The sequence below is a fragment of the Streptantibioticus silvisoli genome (assembly GCF_027947535.2).
Lineage (GTDB): Bacteria > Actinomycetota > Actinomycetes > Streptomycetales > Streptomycetaceae > Streptantibioticus_C > Streptantibioticus_C silvisoli.
Genome location: NZ_JAAGKO020000038.1, coordinates 39199 through 64444 on the forward strand (window position 1 = coordinate 39199; position 25246 = coordinate 64444).

Below are 25246 nucleotides of genomic sequence, written 5' to 3' on the forward strand. Positions count from 1 at the left end.
CTCCGGCGGGTCGGCGGTCGGCGGTCCGGCGGGGTCAGTGGATCGACGGTCGGCGGTCGGTAGGTCAGTGGGCCGGCGGTCGGCGGTCGGCGGCCGGCGGTCGGCGGTCGGCGGTCGGCCCCGAACGACGCGGATCAACCCCGGACCGCCAGGATCGGGTCAGCTCCCCGACGGCCCGGATCACCGCGAACCGCCCGGATCGGGTCAGCTCCCCGACGGCCCGGATCGGCCCGGCCCGGCCCGGGTCGGCTCCGAACGCCCCGGAATCACCCCCGGATCGGCTCAGCCCGGCCGGCCCGGCCCGGCGCAGCTCAGCGCGGCGTCACGTCACCGCGCGGTAGCGGTGTTCCGGGCGGCCGGTGGAGCCGTAGCGCAGTTCCAGGCTGGCCAGGCCCTCGCGGACCAGGTACGACAGGTAGCGCTGGGCGGTGGCCCGGGAGACGCCGGTGCTCTCGGCGACCTCGGCGGCGGACAGGTCGCGGCGTGCGGAGCGCACGGTGTCGCGGACCAGGGCGAGGGTGGGTGCGGAGTGCCCCTTGGCCAGCACCGGGGGCAGGGCCGCCGGGCGGGCGGCGCTGAACAGCGCGTCGACGTCGGACTGGTCGGGCTGGCCGCTGCCGTCCATCGCGGTCATCCGCTGCCTCAACTCCCGGTAGGCGGTGAGGCGTTCACCGAGTGCGGCCAGGGTGAAGGGCTTGACCAGGTAGCCGACGGCGCCGAGTTTCATCGCCGCGCGGATCGAGGCGACGTCGCGGGCGGCGGTGGTCATGATGGCGTCGGGCCGGGCCTCGGCGCGATCCCGGGTCAGCCGGCGCAGCACGTCCAGGCCGGTGCCGTCGGGCAGGTAGATGTCCAGCAGCAGCAGGTCCGCCCGGGTCTCGCCGACCGCGGTCAGCGCGTCGGCGACGGTGGGGCTCTGGCCGACGACCTCGAAGCCGTCGAGGCGTTCGATGCAGACGGCGTGGATCTGGCCGACGCGGAAGTCGTCCTCCACCACGAGGGTGCGTATCACGCGCCGGTCCCCTTTCCGATCAGGACGGCCGAGGTGCTGCCGGCCGGGCGGGGGTCGGCGGTGGGCAGCGTCACGGTGAAGACCGCGCCGGGCCCGGTGCTGACGTGCACCGAGCCGCCGTGCCGCTGGGCCAGCCGGTGGACCAGGGCGAGCCCCAGGCCCCGCCGGGCGGTGCCGCGGTCCGGGCGGGTGGACCAGCCGTCCTCGAAGATCCGGGCCCGGACGGCCTCCGGCACCCCGGGGCCGGAGTCGGCGACGCGCACGGTGATCCGTTCGGCGCACTCGATCAGCGTCAGCCGCACCAGCGGCGGTGCGCTGCCGCCGGAGGCCGCGGCGTCCACGGCGTTGTCCAGCAGGTTGCCGACGATGGTCAGCAGCCGGTCGAGGTGGGCGGGCTGCTCGCCCAGGACCGAGTCGTCGCTCAGCGTCAGCCGCACGCCGCGTTCGGCGGCCACCGTGGTCTTGGCCATGACCAGTCCGACCAGCAGCGGGGACCCGATGCGTTCGCGCACGTGGTCGGCGAGGGACGCCTCGGCGCAGCCCAGTTCCATGGCGTACTCCAACGCGGCCTCGTGTTCGCCGAGTTCGAGCAGCCCGGCCAGCACGTGCATGCGGTTGGAGAACTCGTGCTGCTGGGAGCGCAACGCGTCGGTCAGGCCGCGGACGGAGTCGAGTTCGCGCAGCAGCCCGACGAGTTCGGTGCGGTCGCGGACGGTGACGACGGCGCCGAGTTCGCGGCCGCGCAGCGCGACCGGCCTGCGGTTGATCAGCAGGAAGTGGCTGTCGGTCAGCACGGTCAGGTCCTGGCCCTCCAGCACGCCGGTCAGGGCGCGCCGCAGCCGCCCGTCGGGCATCAGGTCCTCCAGCCGGGCGCCCAGCGCGGTGCCCAGGGCGAGCAGCCGGCGGGCCTCGTCGTTGGCGACGGTGATCCTGCCGTCCGGGCCGAAGGCGATGACGCCCTCGCGGATGCCGTGCAGCATCGCCTCGCGGTCCTGGAGCAGGCCGGTGATCTCCTCCAGCTCCAGGCCGAACGTCGAGCGCTTCAGCCGCCGGGCCAGCAGGTAGGAGGTGACGACGCCGACGGTCAGCGCGATGCCGACGTAGAAGGCGAAGGACGGCAGTTGCTGCCACAGCCGGGTGAGGACCTGGGTCTCCTCGATGCCGACGGAGACCTCGCCGACGAGTTCCCCGGTGGGGCCGTACAGCGGGACCTTGCCGTTGGCGGCGCGGCCCAGCGTGCCGTGGTCGATGCCAGCGTGCGCGCGGCCGTCGGTGATGACCAGCGGCAGGCCGACGGACTTGCCGATGAGCGCCGGGTTGGGGTGGGAGTAGCGGATGCCGCGCAGGTCGGTGACGACGACGTAGGAGGCGCCGGAGGTGTGCCGGATGCGTTCGGCGATGTCCTGCACCACGTCCCCGCCGCCGCCGTACTCCATGCTGTCGCGGATCTGCGGTTCGGCGGCCGTGGTGGAGGCGATGGCGACCGCCTCCTGCTCGTACTGGCGGTCCAGTTGCGCGCGCTGCGAGAAGGCCAGCAGGACGAATCCGACGATGCCGGTCAGGGCGAGGATGGCCAGCTGGCTGGTGAGGATGCGGGCCGACAACCGCCGGTTCCGGCCTCGCCGGCCGGTGAGACGGCTCAAGGTGCGCATTGGCCGATTCTGCACGGTGTCGCCCCGCCCTGCCCACCCCCGCACCGTGAGCAGAATGCGCTGAAGCTGTTTCAACGCGGAAAAGCCAGAAAACGCGCGCAAGACTCGTCAGCGCCGCCGCCCGCTTCTACGGTCACCGTCATTCGTCATGCGTCAGGTGCCGGCGACATCCGCGGCACCGGCGGCCGACACACGCGACAAGGCGGACCGGGCCCGCGGCCGGTGCGGACACGCACCGGCCGGGCCCGTCCGGCCGAAGGTGGTGCTGACCGAAGTGAACGACACCGTGCGCGACGCGGGCGGCGGGACTCCCCCGCCGGACGGCGTCCCGGCGATCGAACTGGCCGCGGCGACCAAGCGGTTCCGTACGCCGTCGGGCGGGGTGTACACCGCCCTGCGCGACCTGGACCTGCGGGTGGAGCCGGGCGAGTTCTGCGCCGTCGTCGGCCCGACCGGCTGCGGCAAGTCGACCACCTTGTCCCTGGTGTCCGGCCTGGAGGCCCCCACCGCCGGCCAGGCGCTGATCCACGGCAAGCCGGTGACCGGCATCGACCCGCGGGTCGGGTTCATGTTCCAGACGGACGCGGTCTTCCCGTGGCGCTCGGTGCTGGACAACGTCGCGGCCGGTCCGCGCTTTCGCGGCATGGGCAAGCGCGAGGCGATCGACAAGGCGCGCGACTGGCTGCGCCGGGTGGGCCTGTCGGGGTTCGAGGACCGGCTGCCGCACCAGCTGTCGGGCGGTATGCGCAAGCGGGTGGCGCTGGCGCAGACGCTGATCAACGAGCCCGAGATCCTGATGATGGACGAGCCGTTCTCCGCGCTGGACGTGCAGACCCGGCAGATCGTGCAGAACGAGCTGCTGGGCCTGTGGGAGATGACGCGTCCGGCGGTCGTGTTCGTCACGCACGACCTGGAGGAGGCCATCGCGCTGGCCGACAAGGTCGTCGTACTGACCGTCGGCCCCGGGACCGTCAAGGACACCTTCACGGTCGACCTGCCCCGGCCGCGCCGGGTGCAGGAGATCCGCATGCAGCCGCGGTTCGTGCAGCTGTACGAGCGGATCTGGACGTGTCTGCGCGACGAGGTGGAACTCGCCTACGCCCGCAGCGCGGGCACGGCCCCCGCCGACGGCGGCGTGGCACTGGAGAAGGCTGGCTCGGCCTCCGGGCCGGCCGGGGAAGGACAGCACTGATGGCCGCCGAGACCCTCACCCGGCCCGGGCCCGCCGACACCGACGAGGCCACGGCGGCCCGCGCCGCCCGCTCGCGCCGCCGCAACCGGCGGCTGCTCATCCTGGGCGCGCAGGTGCTGATCGTGGTCGTCGTCATCGGCGGCTGGCAGCTCGGCGCGGAGCGGGGCTGGCTGGACAAGTTCACCTACGGCTCGCCCTCCGGAGTGGTCTCGCAGCTGAAGACCTGGTTCTCCCAGGGCACCGCCACCGGCTCGATCTGGCACAACATCGCGGTCACCATGCAGGAGACCGTGCTGGGCTTCCTGATCGGCACCGTGGCCGGCGTGGTGCTGGGCATCCTGCTCGGCCGGTTCCGGGCGCTGGCGGACGTGGCGGCGCCGTTCATCAAGGCGGGCAACTCCATCCCGCGCGTGGTGCTGGGCTCGATCTTCATCATGTGGTTCGGCCTGGGCCCGTCCGGCAAGGTCGCGCTGGCCGTGGTGCTGGTGTTCTTCTCCGTCTTCTTCAACGCCTTCCAGGGCACCCGCGAGGTCGATCGCAACTTCATCGCCAATGCCCGCATCCTCGGCGCCTCCGAGTGGCGGGTGACCACCCAGGTGGTGCTGCCGTCCGCGATGACCTGGATCGTCGCCTCGCTGCACGCCGCGTTCGGCTTCGCGCTGATCGGCGCGATCGTCGGCGAGGTGCTGGGTGCCCAGGCCGGCCTGGGCCAGCTGATCGAACAGGCCCAGGAGAACTTCAACGCCAACGGTGTGTACGCGGGCATCATCATCATCGCCGCCCTGGCGCTGATCGCGGAGTTCCTGATCACCCGGTTCGAGATGCGGGTGCTGCGCTGGCGGCCCAGCGAGCTGTCCGGCGACGCCGCCGGGCTGTGACCACCCGGGCGATCCCCCCGTACTGCCCAGCAATACCCTCCCTGTGACACCACCGTTAAGGAGACCCGCGATGAAGCAGGTCAAGAAGTCGTTGCTCGCCGTCGCCGCCTGTACCGCGCTGGCACTGTCGCTCAGTTCCTGCTCCGGCGGCTCGGCGAAGACCGCGCCGAAGAACGCGGCCGGCGACTCGACCGTGCGCCTGATGGTCGGCGGGCTGGACAAGCAGATCTACCTGCCGGTGATGCTGGCCAAGAACCTCGGCTACTTCAAGGCGCAGGGCATCAACGCGGTCATCTCCGACGAGCCGGCCGGGGTGGACGCCGAGACCGACATGCTCGCCGGGCAGCAGGACGCGGTCGTCGGCTTCTACGACCACAACATCGACCTGCAGTCCAAGGGCAAGTCGACCGAGTCCGTGGTGCAGCTGCTCCAGGCGCCCGGTGAGGTGGAGATGGTGCGCTCCGACGAGGCGTCGTCGATCACCTCGCCGGCCGCGTTCAAGGGCAAGAAGCTCGGTGTGACGGGCCTGGGCTCGTCGACCAACTTCCTGACCGAGTACCTGGAGTCGCGCGGCGGGCTGAAGAACTCCGACGCCACCTCGGTGTCGGTCGGCGCCGGTTCGACGTTCGTGGCGGCGATCAAGAACAAGCAGATCGACGCGGGCATGACCACCGAGCCGACCATCTCGGTGCTCCAGGCCCAGCACCTGGCCAAGCCGATGATCGACATGCGCACGGTGGCCGGCACCAAGGCCGCGCTCGGCGGCACCTACCCGGCCTCCTGCCTGTACATGACGACCGCCTACATCCAGAAGAACCCGCAGGTCGTGCAGAAGATGGTCAACGCCTTCGTGCAGACGCTGCACTGGATCGGCACCCACAGCGCGGCGCAGATCACCGCCAAGATGCCGGCGTCGTACTACGCGGGTGTCGGCAAGGGCGTCTACACCACGGCGCTGGCCAACGAGAAGGCGATGTTCTCCCCCGACGGCCTGATGCCCTCCGACGGCCCCTCGACCGTGCTGAAGGTGCTGTCCGCCTTCGACCCGACCGTCAAGGGCCACAAGGTCGACCTGTCGAAGACCTTCACCAACCAGTACGTCCAGAAGGCGTACTGAAAAAGGCTCCCCCCACGGTAAAACTCCCCCCACGGTGATGACGCGGCCCCTTCCGGACTCCGGGAGGGGCCGCCGCCACGTGATCCGCATCTCCCCGCGGCCGGCGGTCCCGGCCGCCGGTGACGGTCAACGCGCTTGTGCGGCAAGGCCGTTGGCGGTTCGCCGGGGGTGGCGCGGCATCCGCCCCGGCCATAGGCACCCCTTTGACTTCCCACAAGTAATAGTTCAGTCTTCTGGGCGTGCCCGGACCTCTCGCCCCCGACAGCGCCGCCATCGAGCTGGCGCTCATCGGCGTGACCGGACACAGCGTGGCCGACATCCACTGTCGCTGACCCCGACCCGTTCCGGACCCCGCCCACCGGCCCCGCCCGCGTGCGCCCGCCCCGGAACCGCCCCGCGCGGGCGTGGAGCCCCGGCCGTCACAGCCCGCCACCCCGTGCGCGAACCCCGCCCGTTCCCCGGTAGTGAAAGGCCGTTCCCCGATGTCATCACACCCCCTCGCCCCACGCCGGCTGGCCGCGCTGGCCGCCCTGACGGCGATAGCGGCCGGCGCCGCGGCGTGCGGACCCAAGAGCGAGGACGCGGGCGCGGACGCCACCCCGCACCAGGGCGGAACGCTGACCATCCTCAACCAGACCCCGCAGACCAAGTTCGACCCGGCGCGCGAGTACACCACCGGCGGCGGCAACATCCCCGGGCTGGTCTTCCGCAGCCTGACCACCCGGGCGCGCAAGGCGGGCGCGGCGGGCACCGCGGTCGTACCGGACCTGGCCACCGACATCGGCGAGCCGTCGCAGGGCGCCACGGTGTGGACGTACCACCTCAAGGCGGGCCTGAAGTTCGAGGACGGCACGCCGATCACCAGTGCCGACATCAAGTACGGCGTCGAGCGCTCCTTCGCGCCGCAGCTGTCCGGCGGCGCGCCCTACCTGCGCGACTGGCTGACCGGCGCGTCCGGCTACCAGGGCCCGTACAAGGACCCCAAGGGGCTGTCGGCGATCACCACGCCGGACGCGCGGACCGTGGTGTTCCACCTGAACAAGCCCGAGGGCGACTTCCCCTACCTGGCGACGCAGACCCAGTTCACCCCGGTGCCCAAGGCGAAGGACACCGGCACGAAGTACCAGGACCACCCGGTCTCCTCCGGCCCGTACGAGGTGGTCAGCAACCAGAACGACGGCACCACGCTGACCTTGAAGCGCAACCCGTACTGGTCGCAGAAGTCCGACGCCCAGCGGCACGCCTACCCCGACCGGATCGTGGTGGACTCCGGTCTGGACCCGGCCGTCATCGACCAGCGGCTGGCGACCGGCAGCGGCGCCGACGCGGACGCGGTCACCACCGACACCAACCTCGGCCCGGCGGAGCTGGCCAAGGTCAACGGCGACAAGGAACTCGCCTCCCGGGTCGGCACCGGCCACTTCGGCTTCACCAACTACCTGGCGTTCAACCCGAAGGTCAAGCCGTTCGACAACCAGAAGGTGCGCGAGGCGATCGCCTACGCGATCAACCGCACCTCGGTGGTCAACGCGGCCGGCGGCTCCTCGCTCGCCGAGCCGGCCACCACCTTCCTGCCCAACCAGGCCACGTTCGGCTACACGCCCTACGACCCGTTCCCGGCCGGCAGGAGCGGTAACGCGGCGAAGGCCAAGGCGCTGCTGGCGCAGGCCGGCTACCCGCACGGGCTGACCGTCACGCTGACCGCCTCCACCTCCGACGCCAACCAGGACGGCCCGGCGGTCGCGGCGGCCGTGCAGGACGGGCTGAAGGCGGCCGGCATCACCGTCAAGCTGGTCGGCCTGGAGGACGACAAGTACCAGCAGGACATCTACTCGGTGGCCAGCGAGCCGGGGATGTTCCTGTCCGGCTGGGGTGCGGACTGGCCGTCCGGCGGTCCCTTCCTCGCGCCGATCTTCGACGGCCGGCAGATCGTCAAGGACGGCTACAACTTCAACTCCGCCCAGCTGAACGACCCGTCGGTGAACGCCGAGATCGACCGGATCAACAAGATCACCGACCACGCGGCCGCCGCGAAGCTGTGGGGGAAGCTGGACCAGCGGATCGGGACGAAGGCGCTGACCGTGCCGCTGTTCCACCCGGTCTACAAGCGGCTGTACGGCAAGAACGTGCGCAACGTGGTGATCAGCGACTGGACCGGCGTGCTGGACGTCTCGCAGGTCGCCGTCAAGTAACGCCGCCGACTCCCCCGGAGAGCCCGCCCCATGGCAACCGCCGCACCCGCCCCGCAGGCCGGGACCGCACCGATCGGTGTGGTCCCGGCCTCCGGGGCCCGGCAGGTCTGGCGGCGGCTGCGCTCACAGCGCGCCGCCGTCACCGCCGCAACCGTCCTCGTCCTGCTGATCCTGATCGCCGTGCTGGCCCCGGTGCTGAGCGCGATCGAGGGCCAGGACCCCACCACCTACCACGACGCGCTGGTCAACTCCGCCTCCGGCGGGGTGCCGCACGGCTCGCTGGGCGGGATCAGCGGCGTCCACTGGCTGGGCGTGGAGCCCGGCACCGGCCGCGACCTGTTCGCCCGGCTCGTCTACGGCTCGCAGATCTCGCTGCTGGTGGCCGTCGGCGCCACCGTGGTGCAGGTGGCGGTCGGCATCGCCGTGGGGCTGGCCGCCGGGCTCGGCAGCCGGCTGCTCGACCAGTTCCTCGGCCACACCACCGATGTGATGATCGCGCTGCCCGGCCTGGTCTTCGCGATCGCCCTGATGGCGGTGGTGCCCAACTCCTTCCCGCGCCCGCTGCTGCTGATGCTCGTCATCGGCCTGCTCGGCTGGGGCGGCACCGCCCGCGTGGTGCGGGCCCAGACGCTGTCGCTGAAGGAACTGGACTACGTGGCGGCCGCCCGGCTCGGCGGCTCCTCACCCTGGCGGATCGCCCGCCGCGAACTGCTGCCGCCGCTGGCCGCGCCGGTCATCACGTACGCGGCGCTGCTGCTGCCGTCCAACGTGGTCTCCGAGGCCGGCCTGTCCTTCCTGGGCGTCGGGGTGCGGCCGCCGACGTCGTCGTGGGGGCAGATGCTGTCGTCGGCCACCACCTGGTTCCAGGCCGACCCGATGTACGTCCTGCTGCCGGCCGCGCTGCTGTTCGTCACCACGCTGGCGTTCACCGTCTTCGGCGACGCGCTGCGCACCGCGCTGGACCCGCGGGCCGCCTCCCGGCTGCGGGTGGGCGTCCGGCGGCGCCGCACGAAGGAGGAGACCGCGTGAGCGGGTACGTACTGCGGCGGCTGGCCGGCATGGTCGCGGTGCTGCTGGTGCTGTCGGTGGTGATCTACGCGGCGTTCTACATCGCGCCCGGCGACCCGGCGCAGATCGCCTGCGGCCTCAAGTGCAGCCCCGCGCAGGTCGCGCAGGTGCGCGAGCAACTGGGCCTGGCCGACCCGGTGTACGTGCAGTACGCCCATTTCCTGGGCGGCATCGTCGCCGGCCGCGACTTCAGCACCGGCACCGCGGTCATGCACTGCCACGCGCCGTGCCTGGGCATCTCCTACCGCAGCGGCGAGCAGGTCACCTCGATGATCCTCCAGCGGCTGCCGGTCACCGGCTCGCTGGCGCTCGGCGGCATGGTGCTGTGGCTGCTGCTGGGGGTGGGCACCGGCCTGCTGTCCGCGCTGCGCCGCGGCCGGCCAACCGAACGGGCGCTGACCGGCCTGACGATGGCCGGCAACGCGGTCCCGGTCTTCGTCATCGGCCTGATGCTGCTCATCGTCTTCTGCTCCACGCTCCAGTGGCTGCCGTTCCCCAGCTACGTGCCGCTCACCAGCGATCCGCAGGCGTGGTTCTGGGGGCTGCTGCTGCCGTGGGTGTCGCTGGCGGTGGTGGAGTCGGCCAAGTACGCCCGGCTGACCCGCTCGTCGATGCTGGAGACGCTGGCCGAGGACCACATCCGCACCTTCCGCGCCTACGGGGTGAGCGAACGGCGGCTGGTGACCCGGCACGCGCTGCGCGCCGCGCTGACGCCGGTGATCGCGCTCAGCGCGCTGGACCTGGGCACCATGTTCGGCTCCGCGGTGCTCACCGAGTCGCTGTTCGGCCTGCCGGGACTGGGCAAGATGCTGGTCTCCTCGGTGGCCGTGGTGGACCTGCCGGTGGTGGTCGGCGTCGTGATGGTCACCGGTTTCTGCGTCGTCCTCGCCAATGCCGCCGCCGACGTGCTGTACGCGGTGGCCGACCGAAGGGTGGTCCTGTCGTGAGCACGACCGGCAACGGTCCGCTGGTCCGCGTCGAGGGCCTGACCGTCGACTTCCCGGTGGGCGACGGCGTCGTCCGGGCCGTCGACGGACTGGACTTCACGCTGGGCGCCGGCGAGGCACTCGGCATCGTCGGCGAGTCCGGCTCAGGCAAGAGCACGGTGGCGTACGCGCTGCTGGGCCTGCACAGCGGCACCGGGGCGCGTACCGGCGGTACGGCCACCGTGGCCGGCGTCGACGCGCTGCGGGCCGGCGGCGACGACCTGCGGCGGCTGCGCGGGGAACTGGCGGCAATGGTCTTCCAGGACCCGCTGTCCGCGCTGGACCCGTACTTCGCCATCGGCGACCAGATCGCGGAGGTCGTGCGGGCGCACCGGCGCGTGTCGCGGCGGGCGGCGCGGGCCCGCGCGGTCGAGGTGCTGGACCGGGTGCGCATCCCGGACGCCGCCCGGCGCTCCCGGTCGCGGCCGCACGAGTTCTCCGGCGGCATGCGGCAGCGCGCCCTCATCGCGATGGCGCTGGCCTGCGAGCCGCGGCTGATCGTGGCCGACGAGCCGACGACGGCCCTCGACGTCACCGTGCAGGCGCAGATCCTCGACCTGCTGCACGAGGTGCGCGCCGACACCGGCGCCGGCCTGCTGCTGGTCACCCACGACCTCGGCGTGGTGGCCGGCAGCGTGGACCACGTCCTGGTGATGAAGGACGGCCGTGCGGTCGAACGCGGCCCGGTCACCCAGGTGCTGACCGCACCGCGCGGCGACTACGCGAAGGCTCTGCTGTCGGCGGTACCGCGGCTGGACGGAGAGGTCGCGCCGGGCGGTGCGGTCGCGCCGGGCGCTCAGGTGGCCGGCGGTGCGGTGGCGCCGGACGGTGCGGTGGCGCCAGGCGGCGCGGTCGAGCCGGACGGGGAGGTCGCGCCGGGCGGTGCGGTCGCGCCGGGCGCTCAGGTGGCCGGCGGTGCGGTGGCACCAGGCGGTGCGGTCGAGCAGGACGGTGCGATCGCACCGGGCGGTGCGGTCTCCGGCTCCGGCTCCGGCTCCGGCGGTGCGGTCTCCGGCTCCGGCGCGGAACGGGTGCCGGCGGCGCGGGACGGGGGGACGGGACCGGGCGGGGGCGGTGAGCCGTTGCTCGAAGTCGTCGACCTGCGGCGGGAGTTCGGGCGGCGCGGGGCTGTGGTGCACGCGGTGGACGGGGTGTCGCTGACCGTCGGCCGCGGGGAGACGCTGGGGGTGGTCGGGGAGTCCGGCAGCGGCAAGACCACGCTCGGGCGGATGCTGGTGCGGCTGCTGGAGCCGACCTCGGGCGTGCTGCGGTTCGAGGGCCGCGACATCGGCGGGCTGCGCGAGCGTGAACTTCGGCCGCTGCGGGGCGCGTTGCAGATGGTCTTCCAGGACCCGGTCTCCTCGCTCAACCCGCGCCGCAGCATCGGGGAGTCGATCGCCGATCCGCTGCGGGCGCTGAACCGTTCGATGACGGACCGTCAGGTGCGGTCCCGGGTGGAGTCGTTGCTGGACCGGGTCGGGCTCGACCCGCAGTGGTACCACCGCTATCCGCACGAGTTCAGCGGTGGGCAGCGCCAACGGGTCGGCATCGCGCGGGCGTTGGCGCCGAAGCCGCGGCTGGTGGTGTGCGACGAGCCGGTCTCCGCGCTCGACGTCACCACGCAGGCCCATGTGGTGGAGCTGCTGGACGAGTTGCGCCGCGATCTGGGCCTGTCGCTGGTCTTCATCGCGCACGACCTGGCCGTGGTGCGCCAGGTCAGCGACCGGGTGGCCGTCATGCGGGCCGGGCGGATCGTGGAGGAGGGACCGGCCGAACGCGTCTACCGCTCCCCCCAGCACCCGTACACCCGCCAGCTCCTGGACGCCGTGCCGGTGCTGGACCCGGCGGGGGCGGCCGACCGGCGCGCCGCCCGGCGCGAGGCGGCGGCGACCGCGGCGGCCCGGTAGCCGTGCGGGGCCGGCGCCCCGGCGCGTACGCGTCCGCCCGCCCCGGTCCACCGCCTCACCGGCGGTGGGCCGGGGCGCGAGATTTTACCGACGCGGCTCTGGCGAACGTTTGCTACTGGCCCGTAACTTCACAGGTGCCGACGGAGTTGTGACCCGCGTCACCACGGTAGCCGTCGTGCGTGCCCTCTTTGGCCTGCGAGGAGATCAGATGAAGCTGCCTTCCGGACGACGACGCCGCGCGCTGGCGCTGCTTCCCGCACTCGCCCTCGCCGCGGGGGCCCTGCTGGCCACGCCCGCGTCGGCCAGTGCCGCCACTCCCACGTCCGGCTGGAACGACTACTCCTGCAAGCCGTCGGCCGCGCACCCGAACCCGGTGGTGCTGGTGCACGGCACGTTCGCCAACGGGACCGACAACTGGCTGGTCCTGGCGCCCTACCTGGAGTCGCGCGGCTACTGCGTCTTCTCCTTCGACTACGGGCAGTTGACGCCGGTCGGCCTGATCGACGGGCTCGGCCCGATCGCGGACTCCGCCCAGCAGTTGTCGACCGAGGTCGACAAGGTGCTGGCGGCCACCGGCGCGGCCAAGGTGGACATCGTCGGCCACTCGCAGGGCGGCATGATGCCGCGCTACTACCTGAAGTTCCTCGGCGGCGCCGCCAAGACCAACGCCATGGTGGGCATCGCCCCCGACAACCACGGCACCACGCTGGACGGCCTGGAGTCGATCATCCCGTACTTCCCCGGCGCGGAGGACTTCATCGGCGCGGTGACCCCGGGGCTGACCGACCAGCTGGCCGGCTCGGCGTTCCTGACCAAGCTCAACGCGGGCGGCGACACGGTCCCCGGCGTGCACTACACGGTGATCGCCACCAAGTACGACGAGGTCGTCACGCCGTACCAGTCGGAGTTCCTCACCGGCCCCGACGTGCACAACGTCCTGTTGCAGAACCTGTGTTCGGTCGACCTGTCGGAGCACGTGCTGATCGGCACCACCGACCTCATCGCCTTCCACGAGGTCGCCAACGCCCTCGACCCGGCGCACGCCACGCAGACCACCTGCGCCGACGCGTTCTGACCCGCCCCGCCCCCGGCGTGCCCGCGTCCGCGGCGCGCCGGGGGCGGCGGGGGCCTTCAGTGCTCCGGTACCGCCACGGCGACCGCCCGGGGCAGCGGGTCCGGGTCGGGGGGCGCCGGGAAGCGCCGGTCGAGCCAGGCCAGGACCGGGGTGGTCATGATGGTGGTGACCAGCGCGACCAGCACCAGCGCGGTGAACAATGCGTGGTTGACGATGCCGGCCTGGAGTCCGACGTTGAGGGCGATCAGCTGCATCAGGCCGCGGGCGTTCATCAGCGCGCCGAGCCGCACCGCGACCGCCTGCGGTTCACCGCGCAGCCGGGCCGCCGCCCAGCAGCCGCCGAACTTGCCGGCCACGGCGGCGATCACCGCGAGCAGCGAGAAGACCAGCAGGGCGGGGTCGCCGAGCAGCGCGAAGCGGGTGTTGAGGCCGGAGTAGACGAAGAACATCGGCAGGAACAGCACCCGGGCGCTGGTGGAGGCGGTGGCCACCACGCGTTCGGCGGCCGGACCGCGCGGCATCACCATGCCGACGCAGAACGCGCCGAAGACCGCGAACAGCCCGATGGTGTCGGTGAACCACGCGGCGCCGAACAGCGCGGCGGCGGCGACCAGCAGCCGGACCTCGTCGTTGAGGCGCGGGTGGTCCATGACCCGGGCCAGCAGCGGCCGCAGGACGTAGTAGGTGACCAGCGCGAACACCGCGGCACCGCCGACCGCTTCGAGCAGCGGGCGCAGCCGGCCGGCGGCGACGCTCAGCACCGCCGCCAGCAGGCACCAGGCCACCACGTCGTCCAGCGCGCCGCCGGCCAGCGCCAGTGAGCCGTAGCGGCTGCCGGACAGGCCGCGTTCGGTGATGATGCGGGCCAGCATCGGGAAGGCGGTGATGGCCAGCGCCACCCCGACGAAGCCGGCCGACACCCCCAGCGGGACACCGGGGGCGAACACCCCGACGTGGCCGTGGGCCAGCACCGTCAGCCCCGCGCCCAGGACCAGCGGGACCACGATGCCGGCCGCCGACAGCGCGGCGGCGGTGCCGGCCAGTTTGCCGTTGACGTAGGAGCGGAACTCGTGGCCGGCCTGGAACATGAAGGCGACCAGGCCGATCTGCCCGACGACGTAGAGCACCGGGCGCAGGCTGTCGGGGAACAGCGCGTGTTCGGCGCCGGGGGCGACCAGGCCGAGCAGCGACGGGCCGAGCAGGACGCCGGCCACCATCTCGCCGACCACCGGCGGCTGCGCGGCGAACGACAGCAGCCGGGCGACCAGCCGGCACACCACGAGGATGACCACGGCGGCGGCGAAGAAGGCGGGGGCCAGTTGGGTGGCGGTCATCGGGCGGCCTCCGCCGTCTCGAAGTAGCGGCGGCACAGGGCCTGCCGGCGGGCGTCCCACACCATGTAGCTGCCGAGGGCGAGTTGCACCAGGCTGCGCCAGACGTCCTCCCAGCGGTCCCGGACGCGCATCAGCGCCAGCCGCAGCACCGGCCGGCCGCCGCGGGCACCGGCGGCCGGGCGGGGCACCAGCAGGCAGGGGGCGCGGTTGGGCAGCGAACGGGCGTGTCCGGCCGACGACATGGGCTCGAAGCGGCGCAGCACCTCCTCGGCGGCGACCCGCATGGTCAGCGGGGCGATGCCGCGCGCCGGGCAGGGCCGGTTGGCGCTGACCCCGAACGGGATGTGCGGGATGTCGCGGGCGGTGGCGCGCAGCCAGCGGTCCGGGTCGAAGCGGTCGCCGTCCGGCACGTCGTGCTGGTAGTCGGCGTAGTTGAACAGCAGCACGGAGCCGGCCGGGATGGCTGCCGCGCCGTCCAGCACGATGTCCGCGGAGGTGACGCGGTGGGCGATGCCGAACAGCGGCCAGACCCGCAGCGTCTCCTCCACGACCCGGTCGAGGTAGCCGGTGCCGGGCGGGTCCTGGGTCAACCGGTGGCGTACGCCGGGGTGTTCGGCGATGACCAGCAGCAGGTGGGCCATGGCCTCGGACATCTGCACGACGGCGGTGTTGAAGAAGGTGCCCTGGAGGTAGTAGGCCTGTTCGCGCTCGGTGAGGGTGTCGGGCAGCCCGGCCGGGGCGTCGCCGCGGCGGATGCGGTCCAGCAGGTACTCGGTGAGCCGGTCGCGGCGGTCCATGTGCCGCAGGCCGGTGCACTTCAGGGCGCTGACCACGTCGTCGGCGTTGCCGACGATGAGGTCGCGGGCGGCGCGCGGGCACGGTTCGCCGAAGACGAGTTCGTAGTAGACCTCGGCCCAGACCGGCATCATCAGGTCGCGCAGCCGGACCGCGCCGGTGGCGGTGGCGGGCCGTTCGTCCAGGACGTGGCCGGTGCAGCGGGCGACCAGTTCGCTCCACTCGTCCTTGCGGGCGCCGGTGAGCAGCCGCCGGGTGACCCGGGCGACCTGGTCGTAGCGCGGTCCGGGTTCGAGGTGTTCCTGGTGGACCTCGGGTCCGGGGGCCAGCCAGTACCAGAACAGGTCCGACAGCGCGGCGCCCTTGCTGCGGCCGTTGGCGGCCGGGTGGCCGTACAGGCGGGTGAACGACTCGGTGCCGACCAGCCGGCCGGGCACCGCGATGCCCTCCTCGCCGTTGACGAGGTCGAAGATGCGCACCCGCAGCGCGACGACGGCGGTCGGCAGCCAGTACGGCAGGGTGGCGGCGACCGCGAGGGCGGCCACGGCGACCGCCCAGAGCGCGGGCGTCATCGCGGGACCGCCGGGACGGTCCGGACCAGATCCGGGGTGAGGTCGCGCGGCGCGGTGGCGCCGCACAGGGCGAGGGTGTGGTCGATCTCCTCGCGCAGCAGGTCCACCACGTGCCGCACGCCGTCCTCGCCGCCGGCGGCCAGGCCGTAGACGACCGGGCGGCCGATGCCGACGGCGGTGGCGCCGAGGGCGAGGGCCTTGACCACGTCGGTGCCGCGCCGCACGCCGCCGTCGAGCAGGACCGGGACGCGGCCGGCGACCGCGGCGAGCATGTCGGGCAGCAGGTCGACGGTGGCGGGGGCGGTGTCGAGCTGGCGGCCGCCGTGGTTGGACAGCAGCAGGCCGTCGACGCCGTGGGCGACGGCGATCCGGCCGTCCTCGGGGTGCAGGACGCCCTTGAGCACCACGGGCAGCGAGGTCATCTCGCGGAGCCGGTCGAGGTGGTCCCAGCCGAGGTCGGCGGACATGGCGATCTGCCGGATGTGGCCGGGTTCGGAGCCGGTGAGGTCGCGCAGGTTCTCGCAGACCACGCCGGGCGGCAGGTCGTTGAAGCCGTTGCGCTTGTTGCGTTCGTGGATGCCCAGCACGGGCGAGTCGACGGTGACCAGCAGGGCGGTGCAGCCGGCCGCCTCGGCGCGGCGGACCAGGGCCCGGGTGACCGCCATGTCGGGTTGCAGGTAGAGCTGGAACCACAGGGCGGGCGCCCGGTCGGGGACGGCCTGCCGGGCGGCGGCGGCGACGTCGGCGACCGAGGTGGTGCTGGCCATGCCGACGGTCATGATGACGCCGGCCTTGGCGGCGGCCCGGGCGGTGGCCAGTTCGCCGTCGGGGTGGGCGAGCCGGTGGAAGGCGGTGGGCGACAGGAAGACCGGCAGGCTGCTGGGGGTGCCGAACAAGGTGACGCCCAGGTCGCGGGTGTCGCTGCCGCGCAGCATGCGCGGCAGCAGGCCGAGGCGGGCGAAGCCGTGCTCGTTGGCGCGGACGGTGACCTCGTCGCGGGCGCCGCCGGCCACGTAGTCGTAGAAGATCGGGTCGAGCAGGCCGCGGGCGATCGTCTCGTACTCGCGCAGGTTCAGCACGGTGTGGGCGGCGGGCGCCTCGGGCAGCCGGGGCAGGGCGGGGGCGGTCATCGCACGGCCTCGGGAGCGTCGGCGAGGGCCTTGGCCAGGAAGGCGGTCAGCGGTTCGTGGTGGGCGGCCGGGCGGTCCCACTCGTTCTCCAGGTTCTCCGCGACGTGGTGGGCCGCGGTGAACTGCCCGCGCCGGTAGTGCCGGACGACGGGGTGGAGGTAGGCGGCGTCGTGCGCGTCCTCGGCGTCGTCCTGGCGCACCCGGCGGACCGTGACGTCGAACGGGTCGATCTTGTCGTGGTCGGGGCCGTATTCGAGGGTGATGACGAAGAGGTTCTCCGCGTCGGCGAACCCGGTGTCGTGCGCGTAGTCGACCGGGACCTCCTCGTAGTGCCGCAGGCCGGCGCCGGCGGTGGCCACCAGGTCGGCCAGCTGGCCGAACTGCTGCCACAGCGCGGAGGTGCGGTTGAGCCGGGCCAGCAGTTCGGCGGCGAGGGCGGCCGGTTCGGCGGGCACCTCGCGGCCCGGCCAGGCCGTGTCGTGGTGGCGTTCGCCGAGGATGCGGCCCAACGCCCGTACGGCGTAACGGAATCCGTGGATGAAGCCGCCGGTGGACTTCTTGAAGTCCCGCTGCTGCATGAGGGTGCCGGCGAAGTACAGGCCGGGGACGTTGACCGACTCGTAGGCGGAGGTCATCTCGGGGAAGCGGTCCTTGATGACCAGCCGCGGGCGGCAGTCGTCGGCGAACACCGAGGCGTCGAAGCGGAATCCGGTGGCGACGATGACGCGGTCGTAGTGGATCTCCTTGATGAAGTCGTCGGCGCGGCTGAAGCGGAAGCGGACCGCGTAGCCGTCGTCGCGGCGCTCGACGGAGGCCGCCTCGCCGTCGAGGATCGCGTTCTGCGACTTGAGCTGGTAGGTGTCGAGGAAGTTGTTGTTGACGGCGCGCACGTGGCCGACGAAGTGGCTCTGCCAGGCCAGCCGCAGCGATCCGGGGCCGGCGAGGTGGATGACGGTGGCGGTCTCGATGAGGTTGTCGGCCGTCTCCAGCGCGGAGTTGGCCTTGCCGAGGATCAGCACCCGCTGGTCGGTGAAGTCCGCCGGGTCGACGCTGACGTCGGTGTAGTACTCGGCGGTCTCGATGCCGGGCACGTCGGGGACGTACGGCTTGCTGACGCCGGTGGCCATGATCAGGCGGCGGCCGCGGTGCACGGCTCCGGTGCCGTCGGTGACCTGGAAGAGGGCGCCGTCGCGCTCGACGCGTTCGACGCGGGCGCCGTAGCGGATGTTCAGGCCGAGGGTCTCGGCGAAGTCGGCGAGGTAGCGCACCAGGTCGTCGGCGGACGGGAAGTAGCGTTCGCTGTAGCGGGTGAACAGCAGCGAGGGGTCGTCGCTCAGCAGCGAGTTCCAGTCCATGCGCAGGTTGAACTCGGGGTCGGTGCTGCCGGTGTGCGGCTTGTTGATGGAGATCAGCTTGCGGTGCCGGGGGAAGACCTCGAAGAAGCCGCCGGGCCGCTCACCGCCTTCCAGGACCAGGTAGTCGCGGCCGTCGCGCTGGAGTTCGGCGGCGAGCTGGAGGCCGGCGGGGCCGGCTCCCACGATCAGGTGGTCGTGGACGGGGTGCGACATGGGGGCCTCCATACGCGCGACGACGGGGAGTCGTGCTTCGTGATGAAGGTTCCGTACACGTTTTCAGAATGTTCTCAAAGCGCTCGCCTTCCGGCTCGCCACCGGCCGGATTCCCGTACCTGACGCGACGTCAATTACCCCTTTCAGCACGGCACTTACCGCAGCGTTCGGCGGGCGGGGGCGCGGCGCGGGACCCGGCGGCCGCGGCGGGCCGTCCCGGTCCGCCAGGCGGGCAGCGTGACGGTGAAGCGGGCGCCGCGGCCGGGCAGTCCGTCCGCGCCGACGGTGCCGTGGTGGCTGTCGACGATCTCGCGGACCAGGGACAGGCCGATGCCGAACCTCGGGCCGCGTCCGGCGGTGCCGTGCGCGTGCCGCTCGAACAGCCGGTCCGCCTCGCGCGGATCGAGGCCCACGCCGTCGTCGGCCACCGTCAGCCGCACGGTGCCGCCGGGTCCGGCCCCGACGGTGAGGGTGACCCGGCCGCCGGGCGGGGTGTGCCCGACAGCGTTGTCCACCAGTGCGGTCACCACCCGGCGGATCGCGGTCTCCACACCGGCCACCACGTAGGGGCCGCGCTCGCGCACGACGGTGAACGTCAGGCCGGTGCGCGCGGCCGCGGCGTTCTCCTCCGCGCACGCCTGGTCGGCCAGGACGGCCAGGTCGACGGCGGCGAACTCGGCCGGTTCGACCCGCATCCGGGTGGACAGCAGCAAGTCGTCGATGACTTCGCCCAGTTGGCGGGTGCCGGCCACCAGGCGGGTGACCTCGGTGATCATCCGCTCCCCCGCGACGTCGTCCTGGGCGCGGCGGGCCAGCAGTTGGGCGCGGGTGTGCAACCGGGTGACGGGGGTGCGCAGTTCGTGGCTGGCGTCGGCGACGAAGCGGCGGCGGCGCACCAGGGCCAGGGTCAGCGGCCGCATGGCGTGCTGGGCCAGCAGGCCGGCGGCGGCCACCGCGCCGGCCAGGCCCAGCAGTTCGGTGGCCCCCAGGGCGAGCAGCAGGGTGTCGCGGTCGCGCTGCTCGAACCGCTCGTCGTAGACGGCCTGGACGGTGCCGTCGCCGCGCCGCCGGGTCAGCACCCGGTAGCGGTGGTGGTGCACGACGACGTCGCGCAGGGTGGCGGGACCGCCGGCGGCGACCGCCCGGATGGGCGCGGTCAGCGGGAAGCCGGCCGGCAGTCCCGGTGACCGCCGGGTGGCACCGCTGTCGTCCAGCACCAGCCAGGCGCAGCCGGGCGGGCTGCCGACCCCGCTGCGGGTGGCGGCGTAGCCCAGGTCGCGGTCGATGTCGGCGTTCTGCGAGGCGGTCATGACCGCGTAGACCACCACGCCGATGATCAGCAGCACCAGGGTGAGCACCAGCGACAGCCGCAGGCCCAGGACCCGGCGGGTGCGCAGCAGTTCGCGGTGCTCGGCGTCGGGGGCGGCGCCGGGGCGGCGGATCACGCGCTGCCGATGCGGTAGCCGACGCCGTGCACGGTGCGGATGGTGGCGCGGCCGAGTTTGCGGCGCAGGTAGTAGACGTAGGTGTCGACGATGGACTCGGCGCTGGTGTCGGCGAAGACCCGGGCCCGCAGTTCGGCGCGCGGGAAGACGGTGCGCGGCGCCCCGGCCAGCAGGCGCAGCAGCTCGAACTCCCGCCCGGACAGGGCGATCACGGTGTCCGGTCTGCGCACTTCGCGGCGGGCCAGGTCGAGTTCACCGTGCGGCAGCGGCAGGGCCTCGGCGCGGTCGAGGTGCCGGCGGTGCAACGCCCTTACGCGGGCGAGGAGTTCACCGATGTCGAAGGGCTTGCCCAGGTAGTCGTCGGCGCCGGCGTCCAGACCGCGCACCCGCTGCTCGGGGTCGGACAGGGCGGTCAGCATCAGCACCCGGGCGGTGACCCCGACCCGGCGCAACCGGGTCAGCAGGTCGAGCCCGTCGATGCCGGGCAGCCCGCGGTCGATGACCATCAGCGGATACCGCCGGCTGAGGGCGAGGTGCAGTCCGCGCTGGCCGTCGTGCGCCACCTCGACCGCGTACCCCTCGTCCCCGAGCAGTTCCGCCAGCATCTGCGCCATCTCGCGATCGTCCTCGACCACGAGCAGCCGTAGATCTTCCGTCATCGACCGCATCCCTTCGAATGCCGTGCACAACGGGTCATCATGCCAACCCTCCCTATGCCTCGGGCGGTTTCCCCCGAAGAACGGTGCGGACCGGCCCGTTTAGCGGTGCCGGTGGCGGCCGGGCGGGCGACGCGGAGCGGTGGCCGGGCGGGGCGGGCGTTACGCCGTCCGGGTGACGTCGGGCGGCCTTCCGGGTGACGGCGGCGGGGCGGCTTGCCCGGTGGGCGGGCGGGTTGTGGGGTGGGCGCGTCGCCGTCCCCCGGCGGGTGGGAAGCGGTCCGCGCGGCCCCGGGCGGGACGGCCGTGTCGCTGAGGAGGCGCCGTGTTGCGTGATCCCCCGCCGGCCGTACTGGACGGGCCGTGCCCGGTGTCCGGCGCCGCCGGCCTGCCGGCGCGGGCGGCGGCCTTCCTGCTCGACCCGGGGCTCACGGCCGGGCGGGACGAGGCGGAGGTACGGGCCCGGCTGCTGGAGGCCGGTGAGGAGATCCGGTCGTCCGGCACCTACCGGCACCGCACCGCCGAACTGGTCCACGGCAGCAGGGTGGCCTGGCGCAACCACGCCCGCTGCGTGGGACGGCTGCACTGGAAGGCGCTGCGGGTGCTCGACCGGCGGGAGGCGACCACCGCCGAGGAGGTCTTCCAAGCGTGCGTGGACCATCTGCGGATCGCGACGAACGGCGGTCAACTGCTGCCCGTCATCACGGTGTTCGCACCGCGGCGCCCGGACGGGCAGGCGATCCGGGTGTGGAACCCGCAACTGGTGCGCTACGCCGGGTACCGGATGGCGGACGGTTCGGTGCTGGGTGACCCGCTGCACGTGGAGTTCACCGAGGCGGTGCGGGCGCTGGGCTGGCGCGGGCCGGGCGGCCGGTTCGACGTGCTGCCGCTGGTGGTCTCGGTGCCGGGCCGGCCACCGCGCTGGTTCGACCTGCCGGCCGACGCGGTCCTCGAAGTACCCATCTCGCACCCGGAGTTGGCCGACCTCGCCGAACTGGGGCTGCGCTGGCACGCCGTTCCGGCCATCTCCGACATGCGGCTGGAGATCGGCGGCGTCGACTACCCGGCCTGCCCGTTCAACGGCTGGTACGTGGGCTACGAGGTCGGCGCCCGCAACCTGGCCGACGCCGACCGGTACGACATGCTGCCCCGGGTGGCGGCCCTGATGGGTCTCGACACCGGCCGGGAGGACTCGTTGTGGAAGGACCGGGCGCTGGTGGAACTCAACCGCGCGGTGCTGCACTCCTTCCGGCAGGCCGGGGTGCACATGGTCGACCACCACACCGTCACCCGGCAGTTCGTCACCCACGAGGAACGCGAACTGCGGCACGGCCGGACCACGCCGGCCGACCGCGACTGGATCGTGCCGCCGCTGTCGGCCTGCACGACACCGGTCTTCTCCCGCCGCTACGCGTACGCCGCGAGCACGCCGGACTTCCACCGGCAACCGGCCGCCTGGGACCCGTCGTCGTGACGGCGGGCGGGTCCGTGCGGTTGCATGGGGGCCAACGCGCGGACCGGCCCGGCGAAAGGACAGCGGACGTGGGCGATCAGCCGCATCAGGAGTACGCACGGGCGGTGGCCGGCGCCTTCGCCGGGGCCCGGCATCCGGCACGGTGGAACGCGGCGGGCGCCGGGCCGCAGGAATGGGCGGCGGTCTTCGAGTGGCGGGCCGGCGAGCCGGGGGCCGATCCGGCGGTGTGGCCGCACGGGGTGATGCTGACCTGGACGCAGCCGGCCGGCTGGACCGCGGTCGACCCCGACCCGGACCCGTCGACGGCCGCCTTCACGCTGGCGCTGCCCGTCGACCGGCTCGCGACGCCCGCCTCGCTGGCCGTGCTGCTGCCCCTGCTGCTGACCGGCGCCTTCGACGACCTGCCGCGCGCCGGCGCCCGCTGGCAGGACCCGCGCGCCCCGGAACTGGCGCACCTGCTGGGCCTGGGACCGCCCGCCGACGGCCTGGTGACGCTGTTCGGCGGCCCGCTGGACGGCCGCGTCGTCGACATCGGCGACGCCCCCGCCCGCGAGACGCCCGGCGGCCTGGTCGCCCTCCCCCAGGACGACTCCGACGCCCCCGACGACGTGCTGTACGCCCGCGACCCCACGGGCACGTGGCGGTGGGTGGACGGGAGGGGGTGAGGGGGTGTGGTCCCCTCCGGGAGTGCGGTTCCCTCCGGGGGGGTGAGGCGCCGGCCGGGCGTGAGTGCGAGGCCGCGCACCGGGGCGTGGGACCTGGGACGCCGGCCGGGGCCGAAGCGTCGGCCGGCGGTGGGCCGCGCGGGCCCGGGGCTGAGGGCTCAGCCGGTCTGCGGGGCGCGGGCCGACGTCAGGAGGTCGGGCCGGAGCGGACCCGCCAACCGGTCCCAGATGCCCCGCGCCGACGCCAAGGGACTGACCCCGGACCGGAGTCGCAACGTCAGCCGGGCCTCAGAAGTCCGCGCCGACGTCAGGAGCCTGCCCCCGGGCCGGGGCTGAAGCGTCAGCCCGCGGTGGGACGCGTTGGCCGGGTTGAAGCCTCGACCCACGGGAGGACCCGCGCCGGCGTCAGCAGCCCCGACCGGGCGCCGCGGCGGCCCGTCCCCGTGTCACGCCCGTACGCCCACCCCGGCCCCGCGGCCCGTCAGCCCGCACCCCGCACCCCGCACCGCGCACCGCGCACCGCGCACCGCGCACCGCGCACCGCGCACCGCGCACCGCGCACCGCGCACCGCGCACCCCGCAGGCCACCGCACGTCGGCCCACCCCGCAAGCCGACGCGGTCACCCTCATCCCGCTCCCGGCAGCCGGACCTCGACCGTGCCGTCGTCGAGGACGCGGCTGTCGAAGCGGGGTTGCGGCGCGGTGGCCGGGCCTTTGACGTTGTGGCCGTCGCTGAGCCGGAAGACGCTGCCGTGCCAGGGGCAGGTGACGCATCCGTCGACCACCCGGCCGTCGGACAGCGGGCCGGACAGGTGGCTGCACCGGTCGGCCAGGACCTGCGGGGTGCCGCCCGGCGTGCGGACCACCAGCACCGGTACCTCGCCGACGGTGGCCCGTACCGCGACGCCGACCGGGAAGTCCTCCATCCGGCCGACGGCGTGCCAGCCGGGCGCCACCAGGTGGGGCACCGGTTCGGCCTTGTTGGGGCCGGCCGCCTGACGGTAGGCCAGGTGGCCGCCGAGCATGCCGCCGACGCCCGCCACCGAAAGACCGGCCCAGCCCAGCGCGCGGCCGAGTCCCTGACGGCCGGACAGCCGGGCGGCCAGCGATCCGCCGTAGAGGCCGACGGCCACGACGTTGGAGGCGGCGTGCACGATGCCGGTGCGCATCTGCGGCTCGTGCAGCTCGGCCCAGTCCACCCAGCCGGCCGCGGCCGCCGGTCCCGCGGTGGCCAGGCCGACGGCGACGAGCGTGCCGGCGGCGCGTTCACTGCCCGGGACCAGGTCCAGCACGGCCGCCGACAGCCAGGCGCCCATCGGCAGTTGGACCAGGACGGGGTGCAGCGGGTGGCCGAGGGCGCGGCCGTGCAGGACGTCGCGCAGCCGGCCCAGCGGCAGCTTGCGCACGACGTCGCGCACCGGGCCGGTGACCGCGTCCAGCGCCTCGGCCTCCTCGATGGCGTCGAGCGAGGTGAGCAGCGCGGACTCGGCGCGGCCGGGTACGTCGCGCGGCGTGGCGGACACGGCCGCGGCCACCGCCGCGGACGCTGCGGACAGGGCTGATCCGGCGGAGAACCTCATGCCTCCCGGGTTGCCGTATCCGCCCGGTGCCAAACGGGATCGGCGCGACGCCACCCGGGCGGACCGGAACCGGGACAGGTCGGGGCAGTAGCGGCGCCGAGCCGGGGTAGGCGCCTGGCAACGCACGTCCGGAAGGGGTGTCTGCGATGTCGATGCGGGCAAAGGGCTGGGCACGGTCGTTCCCGGTGTCGGGTGGTATCCGGGCCGGGCGGCAGTGGGCACGGGACCACTTGGCCGCTCTGGGGTGGCCGGCCGACGAACCGGAGACGGTGGACGCCGTCCTGCTGACCGTCTCGGAACTGCTGACCAACGCGCACCTGCATGCGCACAGCACGGCGGAGATGGTGATGAGCTGGGACGGGCGCTGCCTGCACGTCAGTGTCGCCGACCGCGATCCGCACATGCCCACCCGGCGGGAGCCGAGCCCGACGGCCCCCGGCGGCCGCGGCATGGCGCTGGTCGACGCCCTGGCCGACACCTGGGAGGCGCACCGCATGCCGGGCGGCAAGACCGTCACCGCGTGCTTCTTCCCGTCCGGCCAGCCCGACCCGCACCCGGCGGACAGCACGCCGGCCTGACGGCTCGGCACCGGCGACCGCTCCCGCCCGGCTCACCGGCGCCCGGCCAGCACCTGGGTGCTCCGCGCTTGACGGCTCATGACGCATGGCTCGCGCTCGGCACTCCGTGGGAGCGCGCCCTTCGGGGCTTCGCCGGTGTACCGCTCCGCACGCGGGGGTCCGGCGCTCGGCGGGAGCGCGCCCGTCGAGGCCCCGGCGGGACGGCACCGGCGCGCTGCCGGCGCCCGGCCGACGACGCCCCGGTCCGTCCGGCGGCCCCGGTCGGCCCGCGGGACGCCCCGCCCTCCCGCCGCCTCACCACGGCCCCAGCCCTGCCACCCCCTCACCGCCGGGCCCCGTCAAGGGCCCCCGCGGACCCGTTTCCCAGCCG

Annotated in this window: 21 protein-coding genes; 12 read left to right on the forward strand and 9 right to left on the reverse strand. The window is 73.6% G+C overall.

The window, feature by feature from the left end; all coding sequences use genetic code 11:
- Positions 1-322: 322 nt before the first annotated feature.
- Together POF43_RS23115 and POF43_RS23120 are read right to left on the reverse strand one after the other, a co-directional pair.
- Positions 323-1012, reverse strand: a complete 690-nt coding sequence (locus POF43_RS23115) for a response regulator (protein ID WP_271316061.1) — start codon at positions 1010-1012, stop codon at positions 323-325.
- The gene (locus POF43_RS23120) at positions 1009-2664 is read right to left on the reverse strand and encodes an ATP-binding protein (RefSeq protein ID WP_271324321.1); all 1656 of its coding nucleotides are present in this window, start codon (positions 2662-2664) and stop codon (positions 1009-1011) included. Before POF43_RS23120 ends, POF43_RS23115 begins: the two co-directional genes overlap by 4 nt.
- Positions 2665-2950: 286 nt before the next feature.
- Here POF43_RS23120 and POF43_RS23125 point away from each other — a divergent pair, with 286 nt between their 5' ends.
- From POF43_RS23125 to POF43_RS23160, 9 genes are all read left to right on the forward strand, one after another.
- A complete protein-coding gene (locus POF43_RS23125; RefSeq protein ID WP_271317947.1) occupies positions 2951-3856 on the forward strand; it encodes an ABC transporter ATP-binding protein in 906 nt (301 codons plus the stop codon).
- A complete protein-coding gene (locus POF43_RS23130; protein ID WP_271325423.1) occupies positions 3856-4734 on the forward strand; it encodes an ABC transporter permease in 879 nt (292 codons plus the stop codon). The genes POF43_RS23125 and POF43_RS23130 overlap by 1 nt, the downstream gene beginning before the upstream one ends.
- A 70-nt stretch (positions 4735-4804) precedes the next feature.
- Positions 4805-5851, forward strand: coding sequence for an ABC transporter substrate-binding protein (locus tag POF43_RS23135; RefSeq protein WP_271317946.1), 1047 nt, complete (start codon positions 4805-4807; stop codon positions 5849-5851).
- 239 nt (positions 5852-6090) lie between these two features.
- Positions 6091-6183, forward strand: a complete 93-nt coding sequence (locus POF43_RS35185) for an Ms4533A family Cys-rich leader peptide (protein ID WP_336621908.1) — start codon at positions 6091-6093, stop codon at positions 6181-6183.
- A gap of 150 nt (positions 6184-6333) precedes the next feature.
- Positions 6334-8043: an ABC transporter substrate-binding protein gene (locus tag POF43_RS23140; RefSeq protein ID WP_271317355.1), complete on the forward strand. Its 1710-nt coding sequence runs from the start codon at positions 6334-6336 to the stop codon at positions 8041-8043.
- A gap of 30 nt (positions 8044-8073) precedes the next feature.
- Entirely contained in the window at positions 8074-9072 is a 999-nt protein-coding gene (locus POF43_RS23145; protein WP_271317356.1) for an ABC transporter permease, read from the forward strand.
- Positions 9069-10058, forward strand: a complete 990-nt coding sequence (locus tag POF43_RS23150) for an ABC transporter permease (RefSeq protein WP_271325090.1) — start codon at positions 9069-9071, stop codon at positions 10056-10058. The genes POF43_RS23145 and POF43_RS23150 overlap by 4 nt, the downstream gene beginning before the upstream one ends.
- Positions 10055-12004, forward strand: coding sequence for a dipeptide ABC transporter ATP-binding protein (locus tag POF43_RS23155; protein WP_308217759.1), 1950 nt, complete (start codon positions 10055-10057; stop codon positions 12002-12004). The genes POF43_RS23150 and POF43_RS23155 overlap by 4 nt, the downstream gene beginning before the upstream one ends.
- 208 nt (positions 12005-12212) lie before the next feature.
- On the forward strand, positions 12213-13079 hold the full coding sequence (locus POF43_RS23160; RefSeq protein ID WP_271315600.1) for a lipase family alpha/beta hydrolase: 867 nt from the start codon (positions 12213-12215) through the stop codon (positions 13077-13079).
- A gap of 56 nt (positions 13080-13135) precedes the next feature.
- On the opposite strand, the gene POF43_RS23165 is transcribed toward POF43_RS23160, so the two are convergent.
- The 6 genes from POF43_RS23165 to POF43_RS23190 form a co-directional block, all read right to left on the reverse strand.
- Entirely contained in the window at positions 13136-14413 is a 1278-nt protein-coding gene (locus POF43_RS23165; RefSeq protein ID WP_271324939.1) for a cation:proton antiporter, read from the reverse strand.
- Positions 14410-15780 (reverse strand): cytochrome P450, encoded by a 1371-nt coding sequence (locus POF43_RS23170; protein ID WP_271324940.1) that lies wholly within the window; start codon positions 15778-15780, stop codon positions 14410-14412. The genes POF43_RS23165 and POF43_RS23170 overlap by 4 nt, the downstream gene beginning before the upstream one ends.
- On the reverse strand, positions 15777-16910 hold the full coding sequence (locus tag POF43_RS23175; RefSeq protein WP_282704730.1) for an alpha-hydroxy acid oxidase: 1134 nt from the start codon (positions 16908-16910) through the stop codon (positions 15777-15779). The genes POF43_RS23170 and POF43_RS23175 overlap by 4 nt, the downstream gene beginning before the upstream one ends.
- Complete coding sequence (locus tag POF43_RS23180) at positions 16907-18478, reverse strand: NAD(P)-binding domain-containing protein (RefSeq protein WP_271325325.1); 1572 nt, start codon at positions 18476-18478, stop codon at positions 16907-16909. Before POF43_RS23180 ends, POF43_RS23175 begins: the two co-directional genes overlap by 4 nt.
- A 155-nt stretch (positions 18479-18633) precedes the next feature.
- The gene (locus POF43_RS34960; protein WP_271325326.1) at positions 18634-19923 is read right to left on the reverse strand and encodes a sensor histidine kinase; all 1290 of its coding nucleotides are present in this window, start codon (positions 19921-19923) and stop codon (positions 18634-18636) included.
- A complete protein-coding gene (locus tag POF43_RS23190) occupies positions 19920-20582 on the reverse strand; it encodes a response regulator transcription factor (RefSeq protein WP_271315606.1) in 663 nt (220 codons plus the stop codon). Before POF43_RS23190 ends, POF43_RS34960 begins: the two co-directional genes overlap by 4 nt.
- A gap of 322 nt (positions 20583-20904) precedes the next feature.
- On the opposite strand from POF43_RS23190, the gene POF43_RS23195 reads away from it, so the two are divergent.
- Together POF43_RS23195 and POF43_RS23200 are read left to right on the forward strand one after the other, a co-directional pair.
- The gene (locus tag POF43_RS23195) at positions 20905-22053 is read left to right on the forward strand and encodes a nitric oxide synthase oxygenase (protein WP_271322215.1); all 1149 of its coding nucleotides are present in this window, start codon (positions 20905-20907) and stop codon (positions 22051-22053) included.
- A gap of 68 nt (positions 22054-22121) precedes the next feature.
- On the forward strand, positions 22122-22718 hold the full coding sequence (locus POF43_RS23200; RefSeq protein ID WP_282704731.1) for a hypothetical protein: 597 nt from the start codon (positions 22122-22124) through the stop codon (positions 22716-22718).
- A gap of 626 nt (positions 22719-23344) precedes the next feature.
- Here POF43_RS23200 and POF43_RS23205 read toward each other — a convergent pair.
- Positions 23345-24298 carry a Rieske (2Fe-2S) protein gene (locus tag POF43_RS23205; protein ID WP_271325825.1) on the reverse strand — a complete coding sequence of 318 codons (954 nt, stop codon included), beginning with the start codon at positions 24296-24298 and terminating at the stop codon, positions 23345-23347.
- A gap of 146 nt (positions 24299-24444) precedes the next feature.
- Here POF43_RS23205 and POF43_RS23210 point away from each other — a divergent pair, with 146 nt between their 5' ends.
- Positions 24445-24876, forward strand: a complete 432-nt coding sequence (locus POF43_RS23210) for an ATP-binding protein (RefSeq protein WP_372516111.1) — start codon at positions 24445-24447, stop codon at positions 24874-24876.
- The last annotated feature ends 370 nt before the right edge of the window (positions 24877-25246 follow it).